General features: G+C 70.4%; 15 protein-coding genes. 7 read left to right on the top strand and 8 right to left on the bottom strand.

Going from position 1 to position 20,239, the window contains the following annotated elements; all coding sequences use genetic code 11:
* Positions 1 to 84: 84 nt before the first annotated feature.
* Genes EPAKOI_RS16830 through EPAKOI_RS16820 form a run of 3 tightly spaced genes read left to right on the top strand, consistent with a single transcriptional unit; the run spans position 85 to position 3,075 of the window.
* Positions 85 to 705 (top strand): putative colanic acid biosynthesis acetyltransferase, encoded by a 621-nt coding sequence (locus tag EPAKOI_RS16830; RefSeq protein WP_423194057.1) that lies wholly within the window; start codon positions 85 to 87, stop codon positions 703 to 705.
* A 37-nt stretch (positions 706 to 742) separates the two neighbouring features.
* Positions 743 to 1,888: a glycosyltransferase gene (locus EPAKOI_RS16825; protein WP_313839346.1), complete on the top strand. Its 1,146-nt coding sequence runs from the start codon at positions 743 to 745 to the stop codon at positions 1,886 to 1,888.
* Positions 1,885 to 3,075: a glycosyltransferase family 4 protein gene (locus EPAKOI_RS16820; protein ID WP_423194056.1), complete on the top strand. Its 1,191-nt coding sequence runs from the start codon at positions 1,885 to 1,887 to the stop codon at positions 3,073 to 3,075. The genes EPAKOI_RS16825 and EPAKOI_RS16820 overlap by 4 nt, the downstream gene beginning before the upstream one ends.
* A 77-nt stretch (positions 3,076 to 3,152) precedes the next feature.
* Here the strand turns inward: EPAKOI_RS16820 and EPAKOI_RS16815 are convergent, their stop codons facing one another.
* A complete protein-coding gene (locus tag EPAKOI_RS16815) occupies positions 3,153 to 3,914 on the bottom strand; it encodes a ChbG/HpnK family deacetylase (RefSeq protein WP_124685813.1) in 762 nt (253 codons plus the stop codon).
* 303 nt (positions 3,915 to 4,217) lie between these two features.
* Between EPAKOI_RS16815 and EPAKOI_RS16810 the strand changes: the two genes are divergently transcribed.
* From EPAKOI_RS16810 to EPAKOI_RS16800, 3 genes are read left to right on the top strand one after another with little or no spacing between them, the layout of a single operon-like run.
* Positions 4,218 to 5,315 (top strand): polysaccharide biosynthesis/export family protein, encoded by a 1,098-nt coding sequence (locus EPAKOI_RS16810; protein ID WP_124686724.1) that lies wholly within the window; start codon positions 4,218 to 4,220, stop codon positions 5,313 to 5,315.
* A 29-nt stretch (positions 5,316 to 5,344) separates the two neighbouring features.
* A complete protein-coding gene (locus EPAKOI_RS16805) occupies positions 5,345 to 5,806 on the top strand; it encodes a low molecular weight protein-tyrosine-phosphatase (RefSeq protein WP_124686723.1) in 462 nt (153 codons plus the stop codon).
* Positions 5,806 to 8,052, top strand: a complete 2,247-nt coding sequence (locus EPAKOI_RS16800) for a polysaccharide biosynthesis tyrosine autokinase (protein WP_423194574.1) — start codon at positions 5,806 to 5,808, stop codon at positions 8,050 to 8,052. The genes EPAKOI_RS16805 and EPAKOI_RS16800 overlap by 1 nt, the downstream gene beginning before the upstream one ends.
* 141 nt (positions 8,053 to 8,193) lie before the next feature.
* On the opposite strand, the gene EPAKOI_RS16795 is transcribed toward EPAKOI_RS16800, so the two are convergent.
* From EPAKOI_RS16795 to EPAKOI_RS16780, 4 genes are read right to left on the bottom strand one after another with little or no spacing between them, the layout of a single operon-like run.
* Entirely contained in the window at positions 8,194 to 9,816 is a 1,623-nt protein-coding gene (locus EPAKOI_RS16795) for a hypothetical protein (RefSeq protein WP_423194055.1), read from the bottom strand.
* A gap of 40 nt (positions 9,817 to 9,856) precedes the next feature.
* Positions 9,857 to 10,294 (bottom strand): hypothetical protein, encoded by a 438-nt coding sequence (locus EPAKOI_RS16790; protein WP_423194054.1) that lies wholly within the window; start codon positions 10,292 to 10,294, stop codon positions 9,857 to 9,859.
* Positions 10,294 to 12,237: an RICIN domain-containing protein gene (locus tag EPAKOI_RS16785; protein ID WP_423194053.1), complete on the bottom strand. Its 1,944-nt coding sequence runs from the start codon at positions 12,235 to 12,237 to the stop codon at positions 10,294 to 10,296. Before EPAKOI_RS16785 ends, EPAKOI_RS16790 begins: the two co-directional genes overlap by 1 nt.
* A gap of 53 nt (positions 12,238 to 12,290) precedes the next feature.
* Positions 12,291 to 12,872: an SCO family protein gene (locus EPAKOI_RS16780; protein WP_423194052.1), complete on the bottom strand. Its 582-nt coding sequence runs from the start codon at positions 12,870 to 12,872 to the stop codon at positions 12,291 to 12,293.
* Positions 12,873 to 13,113: 241 nt separating this feature from the next.
* Between EPAKOI_RS16780 and EPAKOI_RS16775 the strand changes: the two genes are divergently transcribed.
* A complete protein-coding gene (locus EPAKOI_RS16775) occupies positions 13,114 to 14,025 on the top strand; it encodes a glycosyltransferase family 2 protein (RefSeq protein ID WP_313839355.1) in 912 nt (303 codons plus the stop codon).
* A gap of 32 nt (positions 14,026 to 14,057) precedes the next feature.
* On the opposite strand, the gene EPAKOI_RS16770 is transcribed toward EPAKOI_RS16775, so the two are convergent.
* The 3 genes from EPAKOI_RS16770 to EPAKOI_RS16760 all read right to left on the bottom strand — a co-directional run bounded on the left by EPAKOI_RS16770 (position 14,058) and on the right by EPAKOI_RS16760 (position 19,991).
* Positions 14,058 to 15,950 (bottom strand): serine aminopeptidase domain-containing protein, encoded by a 1,893-nt coding sequence (locus EPAKOI_RS16770; protein WP_423194051.1) that lies wholly within the window; start codon positions 15,948 to 15,950, stop codon positions 14,058 to 14,060.
* Between the two features lie 84 nt (positions 15,951 to 16,034).
* The gene (locus tag EPAKOI_RS16765; RefSeq protein ID WP_423194050.1) at positions 16,035 to 18,419 is read right to left on the bottom strand and encodes a polysaccharide biosynthesis tyrosine autokinase; all 2,385 of its coding nucleotides are present in this window, start codon (positions 18,417 to 18,419) and stop codon (positions 16,035 to 16,037) included.
* A 60-nt stretch (positions 18,420 to 18,479) separates the two neighbouring features.
* Positions 18,480 to 19,991 carry a mannose-1-phosphate guanylyltransferase/mannose-6-phosphate isomerase gene (locus EPAKOI_RS16760; protein ID WP_423194573.1) on the bottom strand — a complete coding sequence of 504 codons (1,512 nt, stop codon included), beginning with the start codon at positions 19,989 to 19,991 and terminating at the stop codon, positions 18,480 to 18,482.
* Positions 19,992 to 20,239 lie beyond the last annotated feature (248 nt).

Raw genomic sequence — 20,239 nt, 5'->3', positions numbered from 1 at the left:
TGGGCTGCCGTACGGTCGATGCGGCAATGCAGCGTCACGATCAGGGTATCGCCCCCCGGCCTGGCCGGTTGAAGGAGCCGCAACATGTTCCAGGATCTGTCGAGCTTCAGGATGCCGTCGAACTTCCGCGGCCGGTCTGCCGTGGCCGTGCAGCTCTGGTGGTGCGTCCAGAGCCTGTTCTTCCACCGCTCGCCGCAGTTTGCCAACGGCTTCCGGCGCTGGCTGCTGCGCTGCTTTGGCGCGCAGGTGGGCCGCGACGTAGTCATCCGCCCCAGCGTGCGCGTGACGTACCCGTGGAAGGTACGCATCGGCGACTACGCGTGGATTGGCGACGGCGCCGAGCTGTACAGCCTGGCCGAGATCGAGATCGGCAACCATGCCGTGGTGTCCCAGTTCACCTACCTGTGCGCGGGCGACCATGATTACCGCCGCAGCGACTTTGCCATCCGCGGCCGTCCCATCCGCATCGGCGACGAAGCCTGGGTGGCCAGCCACTCGTTCGTGGCGCCCGGCGTCACGATCGGCCCCGGCGCCGTGATCGGTGCCCGCAGCGCGGTGTTCCGCGACATGCCTGCCGGCATGGTCTGCATGGGCAGCCCCTGCCGCCCGCTGCGCCCCCGACTCGACGATGCCGCGCCGCACGCCGCACCGTCGCCGCTTTCCGCCCGAGCACCGCTCGACGTGGATGTCCTCCACGCCAACTAGACGGCCGCCGGGCCCTTTCGCAGCCCAGGGACTGACGATGATCGACATCTACCACAACATGCTATGGCCCAAGTACAAGGGTGCCGTCTTCACCGAAGCGTTCTCGCACGCCCGCGGCCACGGGCAGGACGTGCGCTTCTTCCACATCTCCGCCACCGGCTACGGGCGCTCCGCGTACAGCGGCGTGGACACCAGCTACCACCGCTATCCGTACCAGATCCTGTTCGACGCACCCTACGAGACCATTCCCGCGTGGAAGGTGTCGCTGCGGCTGATGCAGCAGGTGTTCCGCTCGCGCAGCCGGCTGATCGTGATGCCGGGCTACCACCGCGTGGAGTTCTGGGCCATGCTGGCCGCCTGCATGCTGACCGGCAAGCGCCGCGGCGTGTTTTGCGACTCCACCATGCGCGACCAGGCCGACCGCCCGTTCAAGCGGCGGCTCAAGCGCTTCTTCTTCCGCCAGTGCGACGGCATCTTCGTCTACGGCCAGCGCTCGGCCGAGTACGTGATCGCCATGGGCGCGGACCCAGCGCGCATCGTCTATCGCTGCCAGGCGGCGGCGCTGCCGCACACGTACAGCGCGCAGACGGCCGCCAGCATGCGGCTGGCCAATGCCGCGCCGCCCGACGCGCCGCGCTACCTGTTCGTCGGGCTGGTGTGCCGCGCCAAGGGCATCGAGGACTTGCTGCGCGCCTTCGTCGACGTGCGCCGGCAGCAGCCGTCGGCCACGCTGGTGCTGGCCGGGCCGCTGGTGGAATCCGAGCAGCTACCGCAACTGGCCGAATCGCTGGGCCTGGGCGGCGCGGTGCAGTTTCTGGGTGCGATGGATATCGACCAGCTCGCGCAGCAGTACGCCAGGGCGACCTGCCTGGTGCTGCCGAGCCACACCGAGGCGTGGGGGCTGGTGGTGAACGAGGCGCTCAGCTACGGCTGCCCCATCGTGGCCAGCGACTGCTGTGGCTGCATTCCCGAACTGGTGCAGGAAGGCGTCACGGGCCACACGTTCGCCACGCGCGACGTGGCGGACCTGACCCGCGCGCTGTTGCAGGCCAGGCAGACCTTTGCCGACGTCGGCGCCACGATGCAGCACTGCCTTGACGTGGCCGCCCAGTACACGCCCGCGTGTGCCGGCCGGTCGATCATGGAAGGCTGCCTGAAGATCCTTGAGGACGCACGAGCATGACCGTACCCAGCGCTTTCGGCCCCATCGCCAAGCAGCCCGCCGACAGCGGCTCGCCCGCCGCGCCGCTGCACCGCCACGAAACCGCCGGCACGCCGGCGGCGCTGGCGCGGCCGGTGGTGTTCCTGGGGCCGCTGCCCCCGCCGCACAACGGCTTCTCGGCATCGAACCAGCGCATGCTCGACCGCATCCGCGAACGCGCGCCCGTGGTGGTGCTGGACGTGGCCCGGCGCACGTCGGGCCGGCTGGCCGGGGTGCAGGCGCTGGCCAACCGTGCGCGCCAGCTCTGGCGCATGGGCCGGCTGCTGGCCAAGGACCGGCCGCACACGCTGTACCTGGGCCTGTCCGGCGGCTTCGGGCAACTGCTCGATGCACCGTTCGTGGCGCTGGCGCACCGCGCCGGCATGGCGGTCTACTTCCATCACCACAGCTTCGCCTACATCAACCAGCCCACGTGGTACACGCGGCTGATCATGCGTTGCGCGCCGCGTGGCCGGCACCTGGTGCTGTGCGAGCTGATGGGCGCCGAGCTGTCGCGCATCTACGGGCTGGCGCCGGCCAACGTGCAGGTGCTGTCGAACCTGAGCCTGATCGACCTGCCGGGCACGGCGCCGGCGGCCGAGACCCCGCCCCGCGCATCGGTCAACGTCGGCTTCCTGTCGAACATCACGGCGGCCAAGGGCATCTTCACGTTCTTCGAGACGGTGCGGCTGGCGCAGGAGATCGGCATCCCGGTCTGCGCGCGCATTGCCGGGCCAGTGGCGGCCGACATCCGCGCCCGCTTCGACGCCGAACTGGCGCGCACGCCGTGCGTGCGCTACCTGGGGCCCGTGCACGGCCAGCAGAAGGAGGATTTCTTCCGCGACATCGACGTGCTGCTGTTTCCCACCACCTACCACAACGAGGCCGCGCCGCTGATCCTGCTGGAAGCCCACAGCCACGGCGTGCCGACCATCGCCCATGACCGCGGCTGCATCGGCTCGATGATCGACGCGCACAACGGCGTGCTGGTGCCGCGCGACGCCGACTTTGCCGAGTACGCGATTGCGTGGCTACGCAACCGGACGTCGCCCGACGGGCTGGCCGACGACCAGAAGGCGGCGCTGCTGGATCACTTCCGGGCCGAGCGCCGCCGGATGGAAGCGGTGCTGGACCGCACCGTGGCGGCCATCGCCGGCACCGGCGGCTGACGCCGGCATGAAGCACACCGGCGGCCCTGGGCCGCCGGCTGATGCCTTCCGCACGCCGGCCCCGCCGGCCTGCCCCCTCAGATGTCGTGATAGCGCATCAGCACGATGCCGGCCTGCTTGAGCACCGTGCCCAGCGGCTCGGGCTCCATCAGCGGCGCGCCTTCTTCCTGGCGCCAGGTCTCGGTGTAGCCCGGATGCACCGACATCTCGGTCACGCCCTCGGGCAGGATGGCCGGCAGCTGCAGCGCCCAGCCGCGCTGGCGCGTGTCGGCGCCGACGTAGAAGTCCGGGCTGCGCAGCCCGCCGAAGTGACGCAGCAGCAGCACGTTCATCGCGCCGCGCACGTGGTTCTTCATGAAATAGCAGTTCTGGGGCCGGCGCACGCGCGTGATGCCGGCGCGCAGCATTTCCTCGCGCAGCACGCGCATGATGGCCGGGTATTTGTGCATGTGGCCGTGGCCGTCCACGTGGGACACGTCCACGCCCTGGTCGCGCACTTCCTCCAGCTGCATCCGGAACTCGCGCCGGATGTCGGCGGCATCGATCAGCCCGGCCATGGCCCGCGCGCGCTGGATCTTCGGCGGGAACAGCGAGCCGTCCTTGCGGCACAGCGTGGCCGACGCCCCCTGCGGCCGCCAGCCTTCCACGATGTTGAAGTGCAGCCCGAAGGAAAAGCGCCTGGCGTGGTCGCGCGCGTAGCGGCACGCCTGTGCGGTGGCCGGCCGCCCGGCCAGGATCGTGGCGCTGGTCAGCAGGCCGGCATCGAAGCAGGCCACCGTCGCGCGAAAGGTATCGTCGTCGTAGCCGAAGTCGTCGGCATTGATGATCACGCCCCTCATCTTGTTCTCCCGTGGTTTGCCCGGAACGCCCTGGCATGGGCCGGCACCGTGCCGGCAGGACCGACGATATGCGGCACTGCAGCGCGCGTTCGGTGCGATACGCAACGTTATCCGGGGGCCCCCCGGCATCAATGTGCGAGAGCGCACCGATAGTGCACTTTGCAGACTCCTACGATGCATTCAGTCGCGGAAGACAGCGATGCCGTGTCCCATTTCACCGACTGGGGAGAGTACGCCGTGAATACAAGCCAGAACCGCACCGCACGCCGGTGCGACGCCCGATCCCTCCGCTCGCTGGGCGCCATGCTGGCGTCCGCGGGTGCCGCCCTGCTGCTGGGCGCCTGCGCCGCGGCGCCGGGCATGCAGTTCAGTGCCAACGCCCCGGTCAGCGCCGTGAGCCCCGACTCGATGCCCGATGTCACGCCAATCACGCTGGAGCTGGTGCGCGAGCAGCAGACCCGGGCCAAGCCGGCCAATTCCGGCGTGGAGGAACTGTTCGCCACGCCCTCGCCGTACCGCATCGGCCCGGGTGACATCATCTCCGTGGTGGTCTGGGACCACCCCGAACTCGTGTTCCCGACGCAGACGTACAGCATCGGCGCCGCCTTCGAGATTCCCACCTCCAGCGGCGGCTCCAACATGCCGGGCTACGTGGTCAGCCCCGCCGGCGACATCCAGTTTCCGTACGCGGGCGTGATGAAGGTGGCCGGCAAGACCGCCAACGAGGTGCGCGACGAGATGGCGCGCATCCTGTCGCGCGTGGTGCGCGACCCGCAGATGACGGTGCGCGTGCTGGGCTTCCGCAGCCAGCGCGTGTACGTCGACGGCGAGGTCAAGACCCCGGGCATGCTGGCCATCGACGATGCGCCGATGACGCTGGTCGAGGCGCTGAACCGCGCCGGTGGCGTGCTGAACCTGACCGGCGACAACAGCCGCGTGCGCGTCACGCGCGGCGAGCGCAGCTGGTACGTGAACATCCCGGCGCTGCTGGCCAAGGGCACCGACCCGTCGCGCATCCTGCTGCGCTCGGGCGACATCGTGCGCGTGGAACAGCGCGAGGACAGCAAGATCTTCGTCACCGGCGAAGTGGTCAAGCCGTCGTCACTGCTGATGCGCAACGGCCGCATGACGCTCAACGAGGCGCTTGGCGATGCCGGCGGCGTGAACCCGGCGTCGGCCAACGCCGAGCAGATCTTCGTGATCCGCAAGACCAACGAGGGCAAGCCCAAGGTGTATCACCTGGACGGCACCTCGCCCGTGGCGCTGGCCATCGCGGAAAGCTTCGAGCTGGAACCCAAGGACGTGGTCTACGTGGACGCGCGCGACCTCGTGCGCTGGAGCCGCGTGATGACGCTGCTGATCCAGCCGGTGGTTGGCACGGCCAGCATCGCGCGGCCATGAGCGCCGTCCTGGGCACGTTCGGGGCGCAAATGGTCCGCTCGATCCTGGTGATCTGCATCGGCAACCGCTGCCGCAGTCCCATGGCGGCGGCGCTGCTGAGCCGGGCACTGCCCGGGTGCCGCGTGCTGTCGGCCGGCCTGGCACCGCCTGTAGGCGCCACGGCGGACCCGCGCGCCGTGCGGCTGCTGGCCATCGAGGGAGACGACCTGAGCCAGCACCGCGCCCGCGCGCTGGACGCCACGCTGGTGGCCGGCGCCGACCTGGTACTGGTGATGGACGAGGAACAACGCGACGCGGTGGAAGCGCTGTACCCGCATGCGCGCGGCAAGACGCATCGCCTGTGCGAGCAGCAGCAGGCCGACGTGCCCGATCCGTTTGGCGGCTCGCAGAGCATGTTCGTCATCGCGCTAGGTTTGATCAAGAAAGGTGTTGAATCCTGGTCGGCACGCATCCACGCGGCCGAGCCGACCCACCGCCACGGAGAGGCATGATGAGCAACGTAAGGAATTTCCGGGAGCCCGCTCCCGATACATGGGAAGACAACGACAAGCCCATGGACATGACGTCCTACGTCGATGTGCTGGTGCGGTACAGGTGGACATTCGTGTTCGTCGCCGCGGCCATCCTCGGGCTCGGCCTGCTGTATGCGTTCCTGGCGCGCCCGGTGTACCGCGCCGACATCCTGGTGCAGGTGGAGGACACCAGCCCCGGCAACACGGCCAGCAAGATGGCGGCCAATATCTCGCCGGTGTTCGATGCCAAGCCGGCCGCCACGGCCGAGATCGAGCTGCTGCGCTCGCGCATGGTGGTCGGCAAGGCCGTGGACACGCTGCGGCTGGACATCGAGGCCACGCCGCGCTACTTCCCGCTGGTGGGCGCGTCGCTGGCCAGCTACAACAAGGAACTGTCCACGCCGGGCCTCTTCGGCTACGGCGGCTTTGCCTGGGGCAGCGAGTCGATCGTGGTGGATCGCCTGGACGTGCCCGCGCAGATGGAAGACCGCCGCATGGTGGTCACCGCGCTGGGCGAGGGCAAGTACCGCCTGGCGTTTGCCAGCAGCGACCAGACCGCCGAGGGCCGGGTGGGCCATCCGCTGACCGTGGCCACGGCCAGCGGCGCGGTGACGATCGACGTGAGCCGGCTGGACGGCCGCGCCGGTGCCCAGTTCTACGTCCGCCGCGTGCCGCGCGGCGCCGCCATCGCCACCCTGCAGGACCAGCTCATGATTGGCGAGCGCGGCAAGCAGAGCGGCGTGATAGGCGTGGCGCTGGAAGGCACGTCGGCGCCCCGCACGGCGGCCATCCTGAACGAGATCGGCAATGAGTACGTGGAGCAGAACCTGCGCCGCAAGGCCGCCGAGGCCGAGAAGTCGGTCAACTTCCTGGAAGGCCAGCTCCCGCAGCTCAAGCAGCAGATGGAGACGGCCGAGTCGCGCTACAACGCGATGCGTAACCAGCGCGGCACCATCGACCTGAGCGAGGAATCGAAGCTGATCCTGGCGCAGTCGGTGCAGATCCAGACCAAGCTGCAGGAACTGCGCCAGAAGCGCCAGGAGCTGATCGCCCGGTTCACGACCAACCACCCGACCATCGAGATCCTGGACAACCAGATTGCCGGCCTGACCGGCCAGCTCAACGGCGTGACCGGCAAGATCCAGAAGCTGCCCGACGTCGAGCAGAACGTGCTGCGCCTGATGCGCGACCTGAAGGTCAACACCGAGCTGTACCAGTCGCTGCTCAACGACGTCCAGCAACTGCGCCTGGTGAAGGCCAGCAAGGTCGGCACGGCGCGCCTGATCGACAGTGCCGACGTGCCGCTCAAGCCCGTGCGCCCGAACCGCATGCTGATCAGCGCCACGTCCGGCGTGATGGCCATCGTGGTGGCGCTGCTGGTGGTGGCGATCCGGCGCATGTTCGACGGCGGCGTGACCGATGCCGACGAGATCGAATCGCAATGCGGCATGACGGTCTACGCGACGATCCCGATGAGCGCCCAGCAGGCCCGCCTGACCCGCACCAAGGGCGGTGGCGGCGACGTGCTGGCGCTGGGCGAGCCCGACGACCCGGCCATCGAGAGCCTGCGCGGCTTCCGCACGGCGCTGCAGTTCGCGCTGCTGGGCGCGCCGCGCAACCACGTGGTGGTCTTCACGGGCCCCGCGCCCGAGGCCGGCAAGTCGTTCCTGAGCGCCAACTTCGCGGTGGTGGCTGCCGCGGCCGGCCGCAAGGTGGTGCTGGTCGATGCCGACCTGCGCCGCGGCGCGCTGAACGAGCGCTTCAACGTCACGCGCAAGCCGGGCCTGACCGAGGCGCTGACCGGCGCGCGGCTGGACGACGTCATCCAGAAGAACGTGGCGCCGGGGCTGGACTTCATCGCCACCGGCGCGGAGCCCCCGCTGGCCGCCGATGTGCTGCAGAGCCCGCACATGGACGACCTGCTGGCCGAACTGCGCACTCGCTACGACCTGGTGCTGATCGACACGCCGCCGGTGCTGGCCGCCTCCGACGCGGGCATCCTGGCCCCGAAGGCCGGCGCCGTGTTCATGGTGGCCCGGGCCGACAAGACCACCGCCGCCGAACTGACCGCCGCGCGCCGCATGGTCGAGCAGGCCGGGGGCGAGGTCAAGGGCGTGCTGTTCAACGGCCTGAAGGTCGAGGGACGCTGGTACCGGTCGCACTACCACTTCGGCAAGTACCGCTACCTGAACCGCTACGGCAGCGAGCAGGCCAAGCGCGCCTGATCCGCGCCGCAGCCCACCACGCAGGCCGCTTCTCCGGAAGCGGCCTTTTTGTTTGCTTCGGACGGTCGGGAGCGGGCTGGGCCAAAGAAAAACGCCCCGGCTTCGCGGGGCGTTCGACAGGCGGTAAAACGAACCGGCGGATCAGCCGATGTATTCGACCAGCGCCACCGCATCGGCGCCGGCGGCCTGCTCGGTGCCGGCGCCGGGCACCAGGCTCAGCGTGCAGCGCTGGCGCGTATTGCAGCGGAACAGCATGCGCTCGTCAGCCTGGCGCGCCGCCTTGAGCAGCGGCCCCGCGCCGGCGTCGCCGGACACGATCGCGTAGTTGCCCGCCCCGCCGCCCACGTCGAGCATGACGCGGGTGACGATGGCGTTGAGCGGCAGGATCACGGTCTGGGCGCCATCGGCACGCGACGGCAGCCGGCCAAACGCGTTGCGCAGCGAAACCACCTTGGTACGCACCGTGGCCGACGCCGCCACATGCCAGCCGATTTCCGCATCGGCATAGACGCCCGCCGCGCTGTTGCCGCGGCAGCCCTCCAGCGTTACCACCCGGCGCCGGCCGAGCTGGTTGCCCGATTCGGCGAACATCAGCGCTTCGTCCGGGTGCGTGTAGTTCACGAAATCGCAGTTGCGATAGACGGCCCGCCCCTGCGCCGTGGGCCCCTGGCCGGACACGTACTGGTGGCGGCCCATGACCTGGCAGTTGTCGAACACCACCTGGGCGCCGGCCGTGTTGCCCGGCGAGAACACCGTCGACACCGTGCCTGCCGCAAAGCCCTGGTAGCCCTGCGATCCGAAGTCGCAGTCCTTGAAGCCGATGTTGCCCTGTTCCCATTCGCAGAACATCACGCCCGCGTGGCGCGACTTCTGCTCCACGCGCACGCCTTCCGCCTTGAACGAGCACACGCCCATCGCGTGGTTGTTGCCGCGCAGGTTGAACAGGTAGGTCTGGGTCGACGGCTCGTAGCCGCTCACGTCGCAGTCGGTCAGCTTGATGTTGCCGCCGCGGTGCATGTCGATCCACGCGCTGGAACACCAGTACTTGCAGTGGTCGAACCAGTAGTTCAGGAACTGGTCCGACGTGCGCTTGTCGCCCACGTACAGGAACGCCTTCCACGACCCCGCCCAGGCGCAGCGCCAGAACTTCCACTCGCTGTTGCAGTTGTCGCCGGTCAGGTTCACGCCATAGCGCCACTGGCCCGTGAACAGGCAGTCGTCGAACGCATAGTCCTGCGCGCCGCCGCTGCTGACGCTTTCCACCAGGTCGTTGTTCGGCGCGTTGCCGTGGAACTGGAGGTTGCGCAGCCGCACGACCAGCGCGGCGTCCTGGTTGCGGAACAGCGCGCCATCGCCGCGCGGTTCGTAGAGGATCACCACGGTGCCCGAGGGGCCGTCGCCCTCGATCGTCAGGCCCTGCGTGCGGCCAGACAGCAGCGCGCCGTCGAACAGCGCGCCGGGGCGGGTCAGCCGGTACGTGCCGGGCGGCACGACGATGCGCCGGCCGCCGATCTGGTTCGGATTCTCGCCAAACTGGGCCTTGCGGGCCTGCCGCGCGACGGCGCGCATGGCGCTGGAAAATGCCGCGTCCGACGGCGTGCGGCCGCTGGGGTCGCACCCGTCGAAGTCCGCCACGGACACCATGCGCTCGCGCGATGCCGGCAGCACCGCCTCGGCGGCCTCGCGCGCGCCGGCGGCCGTGGCCACCCCCGCGCCGGTCAGCACGCCAAGCCTGGCCAGGAAACTTCTTCGAAGATTGGGCATGCGGGGGGCTCCGGAAACTTGGGCGCGGCCCGTTGCCGCGCTACTGGGTCAGCAGGAAGGACCAGAGCGCCGTGCACTCCGGATCGGATAGCCGGTATTGCGGCATGACCTTGGACAGCATCACGCCGGTGTTGTCGACGCCCTGCGCCACCACACGGCAGAAGCTGTCGCGGTCGTAGGCGGACGGCGGCCCGCCGCGCCGGGGCGCCAGCGTCAGCAGCGCGTCGGCGGTCAGCGGCGGCCCGAACGGCTGGGCGCCCTGGCTGGCCACGTGGCAATTCGCGCAGCGCGCGGCGGCGGCCGGCACCGGGCGCTCTTCCCAGCGCAGCCGCGCCGGCGTGGCCGGGGTTACGCTGCCGTAGAACAGTGACCGGCCCAGCTCGACGAGGTTGGGCGTGGGCGCCTGCGCCAGCGCAGGCACCGCCAGGCTGGCGGTGGCCATGGCCACCGCCAGCGCGCCGGTCAGGCGCGTGCGCATCAGCGAACCCGGACCGTGGCGGCCACGCTGGGCACGCCGGCCGCGTTCATCGCGAACAGCATGTAGTAGCCCGGCACGGCCACGCCCGGATCGGACGGGATCTGCAGCCGGTACTCGCCGGCGGTGCCGACGGTGAACGCCAGCGGCACGCGGCGCATCTCGTTGTTGACCGAGTGCGTGACCGACGACAGCCGCACCAGCGCGAACGACTTCATGTTGGCCGTGGCGTTGACCGAGATCGTGGTGCCCAGGTATGCCTCCGTGGGCGCCGACGTGATCGACGGCCGCGTGGCGTTGGTGCCATCGGCGTTGAGCAGGTACGGTGGGGTCAGGATCTCCACGTTCGAATGGTTGGTCGTGCAGGTGCCGCACAGGCCGCCGCCGCCGCTGAGCACGCGGCCGTCGGGCAGCAGCAGCGCCACGCTGTGGTACGTGCGCGGGGTCTGCATGGGCGCCAGGCGCGAGAACTTCTCGGTCGCCGGGTCCCACAGCTCGGCCACCATCACGGCGCCGTCGTCGCTGAACGTCACCGGCCACGCCTGCCCGCCGATCACCACCACCTGCCCGTTCGGCAGCACCACGCTGTTCTGGAACGCGCGGGCGTAGGCCATCGACCCCACCTTGCGCACCGTCGGCGTGGCCGTGCGGATGTCGATCACGTGCGCGTTGGTGGTGGCCGCCGCGTTTTCGTAATCGGGCGCGCCGCCCAGCGTCAGGATGCGGCCGATGTCGTACATGACCGCGTTGCCGTTCATCGCGTCGCCATCGGCGGCACGGGTGCCGGCCGCCGTCACGTTGCCGTTGCCGGCCGTGTCCATCCAGTTCATCTGCTTGCTCGGGCCGGCGTGGAACACGCGGCCGTTGCTGGCGGCGAACAGCCAGGCGTGGTTGTCGGAGCGATAGATGCCGCCGGCGTCGCCGGTCAGGATGTAGTCGTCCCAGATGGCGCTGTTGAGCCGCCAGCCGGTGGCCGCGGTCCAGGTCTCGCCGTCCTTGTCGCCGATATTGCCGCTCCACGACCCGCCCACGGTGAACACGCCGCCGTTGCTGAGCGTGACCGACCCCTGGTAGCCGCGTCCGCGCACCATCTCTGCCGCCGTGGTCCATGCGTTGGTGGCCGGGTTGTAGATGCTGGTCTTGGCGCTGCTGCTGCCGCCGTTCACGAGGATGCGGCCGTCCGGCAGGTTGGCGGTGCCGGGGCAGAACATGTCGTGGTAGGTGTTGGTCACCAGCTTTTCGCTCGACGCGCCGGTCGTCGGGTTGAAGATCGCCGTGTACGTGCGGCCGTTGTCGCCGCCGAAGTTGTTGCGCTCGTAGGCCGACCAGACCAGCACGCGGCCGTCCGGCAGGTTCGACGCAGCCACCGGGATCACGGTCAGTGCCTTCGGCGCGGTCCATTTCGACGGCAGCACCGTGGTCTGCGCCACCGTGACGTTCCAGGTCTGCGCCACGCTGCCATTACAGGTCTTCTGCACCACGGCCTGGCCCTCGGCCACCGTGTTGGGCGCCAGGCACAGGCCGCTGTGCGCCGCCACGATGGCATAGCCGCCGTTCTGCGCGCGCAGCGTGAAACGCTGGTTGGCCGTGCCGCTGCACTGCCATTGCAGCGCCGGCGAGCCCACGCCAGTGCTGGCGTACTGGATGTCCAGGCACTTGCCGCTGTGCTGTGGCGACATCTGGTACTGACTGCCGAACAGCGTCAGCGCCCATTGCTGGTTCAGGTCGCCGTGGCAGGTCCAGATGATGGCCGGCGCGTCGTTGTCCGGCACGCCGCCGCTGATGTCGAGACAGTAGTTGGTGCCGCTGACCTTGATCTCGGTGGTGGTCTGGGCCTGCGCGCCGGTCGGCGCCAGCCAGAGCCACAGCGCCAGCAGGCACGGCCCGGTGCACCTCAACCATCTCGCCAGCGCGCGCGCGGGCCCCGATCGCAGAATGGAATTCATGATGGCTTCCCCCTGAAGCAACGACTTGATGAAAGGTGTTGGGCGGCCCCGGTTCACGCCCTGGCAAGAAAGGCCATGACGTTCACCACATCCTCTGGTTGCGGCAACGCCTGGCTGCGCCAGCACATGCGTGCCGACGCATCGAAGAAGTAGACCTGGGTGGCGTGCTTGTCGAGGTTCTCGGACGGCGGGCGGCCGGCCAGCGTGCCGCGCAGCGCCATCACGTCGCCCGACGGGATGACGCCGCGCCATGCGCGCCCCGCCCCCATCCTGCGCAGCCATGCCTGCATGGCCGGCGGCGTATCGCCGAGCGGATCGATGCTCAGCGACAGCAGCTGCATCGGATACTTGCCGCGCTTGTCGGCCAGCCCCTGCTGCACCGCGCCGAACATGGCGCCCTGCAGCGGGCACACCGAGCTGCAGCCCGTGAACATCGTCTGCAGCGCGGTGACGCGGCCCTGCATCAGCGTGCCGAGCTTCTGGCGCTGCCCCGTGGCGTCGACCACCCAGGCATCGGGCGCCGGCACCAGCGGCTCCACCGCGCCGGCGCTGACATGGGCCAGCGCGCCACGCGATGCCAGCGTCAGCGCGCCGGCCGGGAGGGCGCTCAACCACGCGCGGCGGGTCCAGTTCATGGCATTGCTCCGGTGCGTCAGGGCGACAGGCGGCCTCGGCAACCGCGCCAGGCCATCCACGCCATCTTGCGAGCGTGGACCTGCGCCATCCGTGCGGAAACACACGCACGCATGGCCGCGAAACGCCCGTACGGGTGACTGCATCTGCTGCGTTGGCAAACACACTGAAAGCCCCGGACATCGATTCCTATACTCGGGCCAGACCCAACCGGATGCTGCACAACAACAAAGGGAGAGCCGCGTGATACCACAACACCTTCAGGGTGCGCCGCGCGCGTGCCGCGTTGCCGTCGTCATCGCCACCAAGGGCCGGCCGCAGGCGGTGCCGCGCATGCTGCGCCTGCTGGAGCAGCAGACCCTGCAGCCGTCGATCGTCGTGATCTCGGCCAACACGCGGCTCGACGTCGGCGAGTTCGCCGCGCCCCAGCACCTGCCGGTGGAATATCTGTTCGGCCCGGCCGGGCTGCCCGCGCAGCGCAACCGTGGCCTGGAACGCGTGCTGCCGGAGAGCGACATCGTCGTGTTCCTGGACGACGACTTCGTGCCCGCGCGCGAATGGCTGGCACGCTGCGCCGACGCGTTCGCGGCACGTCCCCATGCCGTGGGCGTCACCGGCGGCGTGGTGCAGGACGGCGTGCGCGGCGACGCGATCGACTGGGACGAGGCCGCCGAGCTGCTGTCCGACGACGCCGCGCATCCGCAGCCGATGGGCCTGGTGCCGGTGCAGAAGCTCTACGGCTGCAACATGGCCTACCGCTGCAGCGCCATTGGCGACCTGCGCTTCGACGAGCGACTGGTGCTGTACGGCTGGCTGGAAGACATGGATTTCTCGCGCGCGATGCATGCCAAGGGGCCGCTGCTGCAGGTGCTGGCGTGCCGGGGCGTGCATCTGGGGCTGCGCTCGGGCGGGCGCACGTCGGGCAAGCGCTTCGGGTTCTCGCAGATCGTCAACGCGTGGTACCTGTACGGCAAGGGCGCGCTGTCCGCGCGCGAGGCGTGGAGCTATACGGCCCGCGCGTTCCTGGCCAACGGGGCCAAGGCGCTGTTCCCCGAGCCGCACATCGACCGTCGCGGCCGCCTGGCCGGCAACCTGCTGGGCCTGCGCGAACTGCTGTCCGGACGCTGCCAGCCCGAGCGCGGCGCCGAACTCTGAGCCGATGGCCCCCGGCTGCGGGGGCCTCTGCACTATCGTGCCCGGCCGCGCGCGGGCTTGCTGGCATCGGCCGATGCGCGGGCGCGCTCGCCGCGCGTTTCCGCCGCCATGCCATGGTTCGACTTGCGCGGCGATGCCGGGCGCCACTGCGTGGCGGGCGGCTTGTGCGCCACCGGCGCGGCCTTGGCCTGCGGCATCTGCCCCAGGTGCGCCAGCAACTGCGCGGCAAACGCGTCGCGGCTTTCGGTCAGGAACAGCGAATGATCCAGCAGCGGCAGCGTCTGCAGCCGCACGTGGCGCAGCCCTTCCAGCGCCTCCAGCCGCTTGCCGAGGCCCAGGTGTGCCTCGTGCAGCCCCACGTCGCTAGCGCCGTACAGGAACAACGTGCGCACGCCGCGCCGCTCGAACTCGCGTACGGCGGCGCTGGCGAACGCCGGCACCGTCTGCGGCGACGGCTCGGCCACCTCGGCCGGCGCCGTCTCGCGGCGCTCGCGCAGCCGCTGGCGCACGCGGCGCGCCATCGCCGCCGCCAGCCGCCGCAGGCCCAGTTCGCCGCGCATCAGCCGCCGCCAGTTTTCCCATTTGCACGCGGCAGCCAGGTACACGTGCGCCGGGCGCAGATGATCGGACGCCGCCGCGTTGTCGGCCGCGTCCCAGCGGAACTTGACGAGGTTGACCAGCATGAGCCCGTTGACGCCGCGATTGGCCAGCGCCGCGTGCAGGCTCAGGAACGCGCCCGAGCAGATGCCGGCCAGCACCACGCAGCGAAAGCCCCGCGCGCGCATCGCATCGACAGCCGCCGCCAGATCGCGGCGCGGCGCCTCGGCGTAGATCGTCTGCAAGTCCATCCGCTGGGCGGCACCGGGGGCGTCACCGAGCGACGACACGTCCAGCCGCAGCGCCGCAAAGCCGTGCCGGGCCAACTGGCGCGATACCTCGACGAACAGCCGGCCGTCGCCGACGTGGTGGTTGCCGCCCGTGTTCGGAAAGATGACGACCGTGTTGGGCCGGGCATCGCGCGCGCGCGGCGCCGGGGTACAGAGCACGCCGAACAGGCGCGCGTTGTCGATCCACACCGGATGCTCGGCCACGCCGTCGAGCGCAGGCGGCGCCAGCGCATCGGGCGTCGGTACGGGCCCGACGGGGGCGGGCGCCGCATTGGCCGCATCCGCGCCGATCCAGCCGGCGATGCGGCGGCATGCCTGGGCCGGCACGTCGGCGAATTCGGCCGAGCGCATCATGTCCGGATACTCGGCAAACCCGTCCAGCTCGATGTCGATGCCGGCCTCGCGCAAATCGCCAGCCAGCCGGGCCAGCGGCGAGCCAGGGTCGGGCCAGGCGTCCAGCAGCAGCGTGCGCGGCAGCACCAGCGTGGCGTCGATGCGGATCGACTGGATGGCCGCCAGCGTGGCGGCGGGCAGGCGGAAGCTGAGCACGTCCTGCGCGCCGGCCGGCGTCGGCGGCACGTCGAGTTCGGGAATCGCGCTGTTGCGCCAGCCCGCGTGCAGCGCGCGCAGCTCGCGCAGGTAGAGGCGCCCGTCCAGCACCGGGGCCAGCATGACCACGCCGGCCGCGTCGATACGGGTGGCCGCCAGCGCGGCCAGCGATGCCCCGAGCCGCAGCCCGCACAGCACCACGCGCGTGGCGCCCGAAGTCCGGCGCAGCAGCGTGGCGGCCGCGGCGATGTCGTCCAGCGCGGCGGCCAGCGGATCGATGCCGCCCGGCAGGTCGGCGGCATCGCCGGTGCCCCGGTAGTCGAAGCGCAGCACGGGCACGCCGGCTTGCGCAAGGTGGTCGGCCAGATGGCGGAAGGCGCGGTGCGCCCACATCATCTCGTGACCGTGCGGTGCGCAGAGCACCACCCCGGTGTTGCCGCGCGCGCCGTGCAACCAGCCTGCGCAGCCATCGAACGTGACCCGTTTCATCCATCCGTCTCCCGATAACACTGACCGGGAACCCGCCTCGGACGCCCCGCAGAAACGGGTACGCCCGGGCCGGTGCCGATCCGGTCAGGCTGTGTTGTTATGTGCCGCCGGGGTATGGCCGATCTGCTTGATCGCCGGCGCCGCCACGGGCATGCCCAGGTACGGGTTCATGGCGGTGAAGTCGGTGCGGTTGCTGCGCTTGGGCACCACGCCGTTGAGGATGCCGCCCAGCAGCGTGGCATTGGCGCGCGCCAGCCGCTTCAGCGATTCGTCCACCTGCGACGGCAGCGTGGTATCGGCGCGCAGCACCAGCAGCGTGGCGCCGGCGCAGTTGGCCACCAGCGTCGCATCGGCCACGGCCATCACGGGCGGGGTGTCGATGATGACCAGGTCGAAGCGCTCCGCGCACGCATCCAGGCACTTGGCAAAGGCCGGGCTCATCAGCAGTTCCGACGGGTTGTCGGGCGGTGCGCCGGCCGGCAGCACCGACAGGCCGTTGACGATGGTCAGCTTGACGGCGTCCGGCAGCGTGGAGCGGCCCGCCAGCACATCGGCCAGGCCGGCACCGACGGGCAGGTCGAACCAGTTGGCCACCTTGCCGCGCCGCAGGTCGGCGTCGATCAGCAGCACGCGCTGGCCCGCTTCGGCAAACAGCACGGCCAGGTTGACCGATGCGAACGTCTTGCCCGCGCCGGCCGTGGGGCTGGTCACCGCCACGGTGCGCAGCTTGCTGTCGCGCAGCGAGAAATGCAGCGCGGCGCGCACGTTGCGCAGCCCTTCCACGGCCATCGAATGCGGGGCGTTGCGGGCCAGCAGGAACTGGTCGTGCAGGCCCAGGCGCAGCAGGCGCTCGGCGCCGTCCATGTCGTCGTCGGTGGTCTCCGCCAGTTCGTCGGGATTGACCAGCGCGTGGCCCGGCTGCTGCGGCAGCAGGCCCGCCAGCGACCCCGGCGACCAGCCGGCCTGGGCGCGTGCGTCGATCAGGCGCTCCAGCTCCACCTGTTCCTGGCTGAACACCACGTCGCCCAGCATCGGCAGGCCCAGGCGCGCCTCGGCCTCGTTGACGTTTTCCAGCGTGGGACGGATGCGCTGGCGCACGGTCACGCACGCCATGGCCAGGCACAGGCCCATCATGGCGCCGGCCAGCGTGGCCGGCCACGGGCCAAAGCCCACCGGGCGCACCGGCACCAGCGCGCTGTCCAGCACGCGCACCTGGCCCGTGCGGTCCAGCTGCACCAGCGACAGCTGCTCGGCCTTGTTGCGCAGCGTCATGTACATGTCCTCGGCCACCTTGACGTCGCGCGTCAGGGCCACCGATTCGCGCTCGGTCGACGACAGGTTCTGGTAGCGCGAATCCATGTCCTTGCGCTCGCGCATCAGCTGCTGGATCTGGCTGTCGATGGTCTTGACCTCGTTGGCCTCTTCCGTAAAGCGCTGCAGCATCTTGGTGCGTTCGAGCTTGAGCAGCGCGATCTGGCGCTGGTAGTCCATGCTGCCGGTCAGGTACGACTGGGCGTCCTGCGTGGGCGCGATGGTGCCGGCCTTCGAGCGGTAGCGCGTCAGCGCGGCCTCGGCGCGTTCCAGCTCGGCCTTCACGCGCGGGATCTCGGCGGACAGGAAGCCCAGCGTGGCCGCCGTGTCGTCGCGCCGCTGCATGGCCTGGTTGCCGATGAACGACTCGGTGATGCCGTTGACCAGCGCGGCGGCGGCCATGCGGTCGGTGGTGCGCCAGCCGATGCTGACGGTGCCGGCGTCGCCGGGCTGCATCTCGATGCGCAGCGCGTCGGCCACGGCATCCACGGTCTGCACCAGGTCATGCCGCGTCACGGTGAAGCGCGTGCCGGGCCGGGCGTCGATGCGCGCGACCTGCATCGTCACGCCATTGGCCTGCGCCACGCCGCCCACGGCGCCGGTCAGCAGTTCGGCATCGCGATAGGAGAGGCGGTAGCGGTCGCCCTGCAGCACTTCCAGCGTCAGCGGCGCGTTGAGCAGGCGCTCGGGCACGGCCAGACGGTCCACGGTGAGTTGCTCGCCGCCCCAGGCGTAGCCCAGGCTTTCGGGCCAGGGGCCGGACAACTGCCCCGGCGTGGCGAAGTACGCGGCCAGTCCGCCCAGCAGCGGCGCGCGCAGCGGACGCACCGAGATGTCCAGATGCAGCCGCTCCACGACCGGCGCCACGACGGTGCGGCTGCGCAGCATGCCGACATCGAGCGGCACCGGCGTGGCGGCCATGGTGGCCGCCGCGTTGCGCGCCGCCGCCATGCCCTCGCGCGACTGCTGCACCTGCACCAGCGCGCTGGCGCTGTATTCGTGCGGCTGCGAGACCGCGCAGACCCATGCAACGAGCCCGCCGGCCAGTGCCGCGCCCAGGATCCAGCCGGCGTGGTCCAGCATCGCGCGCCGGGCGCTTCCGGTGCCCGCGGGCGGCGTGGCCGCTGTGGCCGGCGCCGCTGCGCCCGCATAAGACATGTTGATCACGGTGTCCCCCTTCTACCTCGAAAGCCGCCCGGCCGCGCCGGGCGACGGATACTACTTGCGACCGTAGTTGTCCTCGTACCTGACGATGTCGTCCTCGCCCAGGTAGGAGCCCGACTGCACCTCGATGATCTCCAGCGGCGTCTTGCCCGGGTTTTCCAGCCGGTGCTGGGTGCCGATGGGGATGTAAGTCGACTGGTTCTCCGACAGGATGCTGACCGTATCGCCACAGGTCACCCGTGCCGTGCCGCGCACCACCACCCAGTGCTCCGCGCGGTGGTAGTGCATCTGCAGCGACAGGCTGGCGCCCGGCTCCACCACGATGCGCTTGACCTGGAAGCGGTCGCCATGGTCGATGGAGTCGTAGCAGCCCCACGGCCGCTGCACCTTGCGGTGGTTGACGATCTCGGCGCCGTGCTCCGAGCGCAGCCGCTGCACCACGTTCTTCACGTCCTGCACGTGGGCCTTGTCGACCACCAGCACGGCGTCGGCGGTTTCCACCACCACCACGTCCTGCACGCCCACGCAGGCAATCAGCCGCCCTTCGGAATGGGCCAGGCACGACGACGCGCCATCGAACAGCACGCGCCCGCGCGCCACGTTGCCGGCCGCGTCCTTTTCGGCGATGTCCCAGATCGCGGCCCACGAGCCCACGTCGGACCAGCCCGGGTCCATCGGCACCAGCATGGCCGGGATGTCGGCCAGCGTCTCGATCTTTTCCATCACCGCGTAGTCGATGGAGTCCGACGGGCACGCCTCGAACGCTTCCTTGCACAGGCACAGCGCGTCGCCCTTGGCGGCGCGCTCGGCGGCCTCGTAGGCGGCACGGCACTGGCGCGCCATGTCGGGCTGCAGTGCATCGAGCGCGCGCAGCCAGACCGTGGCGCGCACCACGTAGACGCCGCTGTTCCACCAGTAGTCGCCCGATTCCACGTACGCCTGTGCCAGTTCCAGGTGCGGCTTTTCGACAAAGCGCTCCAGCGGCAGCGCGCCTTCCTGCGACGCCTGGCCCGTGCGGATGTAGCCAAAGCCGGTTTCCGGCACGCTGGGCCGCACGCCCAGCGTCACGATGGCGCCGCGGTCGGCATGCCGCACCGCCACCGCCAGCGCGGCGCGGAACGCCTCGGGATCGGTCACGGCGTGATCGGCCGGCGTGGCCACCAGCACCGCGTCGCCCATTTCACCGGCATTGGCCACCGCGTGCAGCGCGGCCATCGTCAGCGCGGGCGCGGTGTTGCGGCCGCACGGCTCGGCCAGGATCTGCGCGGGCTTGCCGCAGCGCTTCATCATTGCCTCGATCATGAAGCGATGTTCCTCGCCGCACACCACGATCTGCGGGGCTTCCACCCCGACCGTGCGCCCGGCCATGACCGCCAGCCCTTCGAGCCGGCGCGCCGTGGCTTCCAGCAGCGTGTTCTCGGCCACCAGGTTCAGCAACTGCTTGGGATGCTGCTCGCGCGACAGCGGCCAGAGCCGCGTGCCGGAACCGCCGGCCAGGATCACGGGCTGGATCAGCGCCTGTCGCGTCTGCGGCGCGGACATGCCGTGGCCCGTATGCTCCATCATCGTCGGCACGGCGGCGGAGGGAAGGCTTTTCCCCCGGGTCGGAAGTCTCATCATGTTCCCCTGCTGGTGACTGCTTGTCGGCGCGAACTGGCTTCCGGACCCGGCACGGCGGGCGCGACGCCACGCGCATGCCCGCCCCGTGTCCCGGAAGGATGGGGCCAGTGTAGGAATGTGCGTCGGCGGGACTCTGTTCGATTCCGCACACGCTGCCGCCCGCCGTGCGCGGCACCCCGGCCAGCGCGACTTTG

The sequence above is a fragment of the Cupriavidus sp. H18C2 genome, from assembly GCF_049393795.1.
Classification (GTDB): domain Bacteria; phylum Pseudomonadota; class Gammaproteobacteria; order Burkholderiales; family Burkholderiaceae; genus Cupriavidus; species Cupriavidus pauculus_C.
Note: the sequence above shows the minus strand (reverse complement) of the source record. Positions and strands in the feature narration are given on the sequence as shown.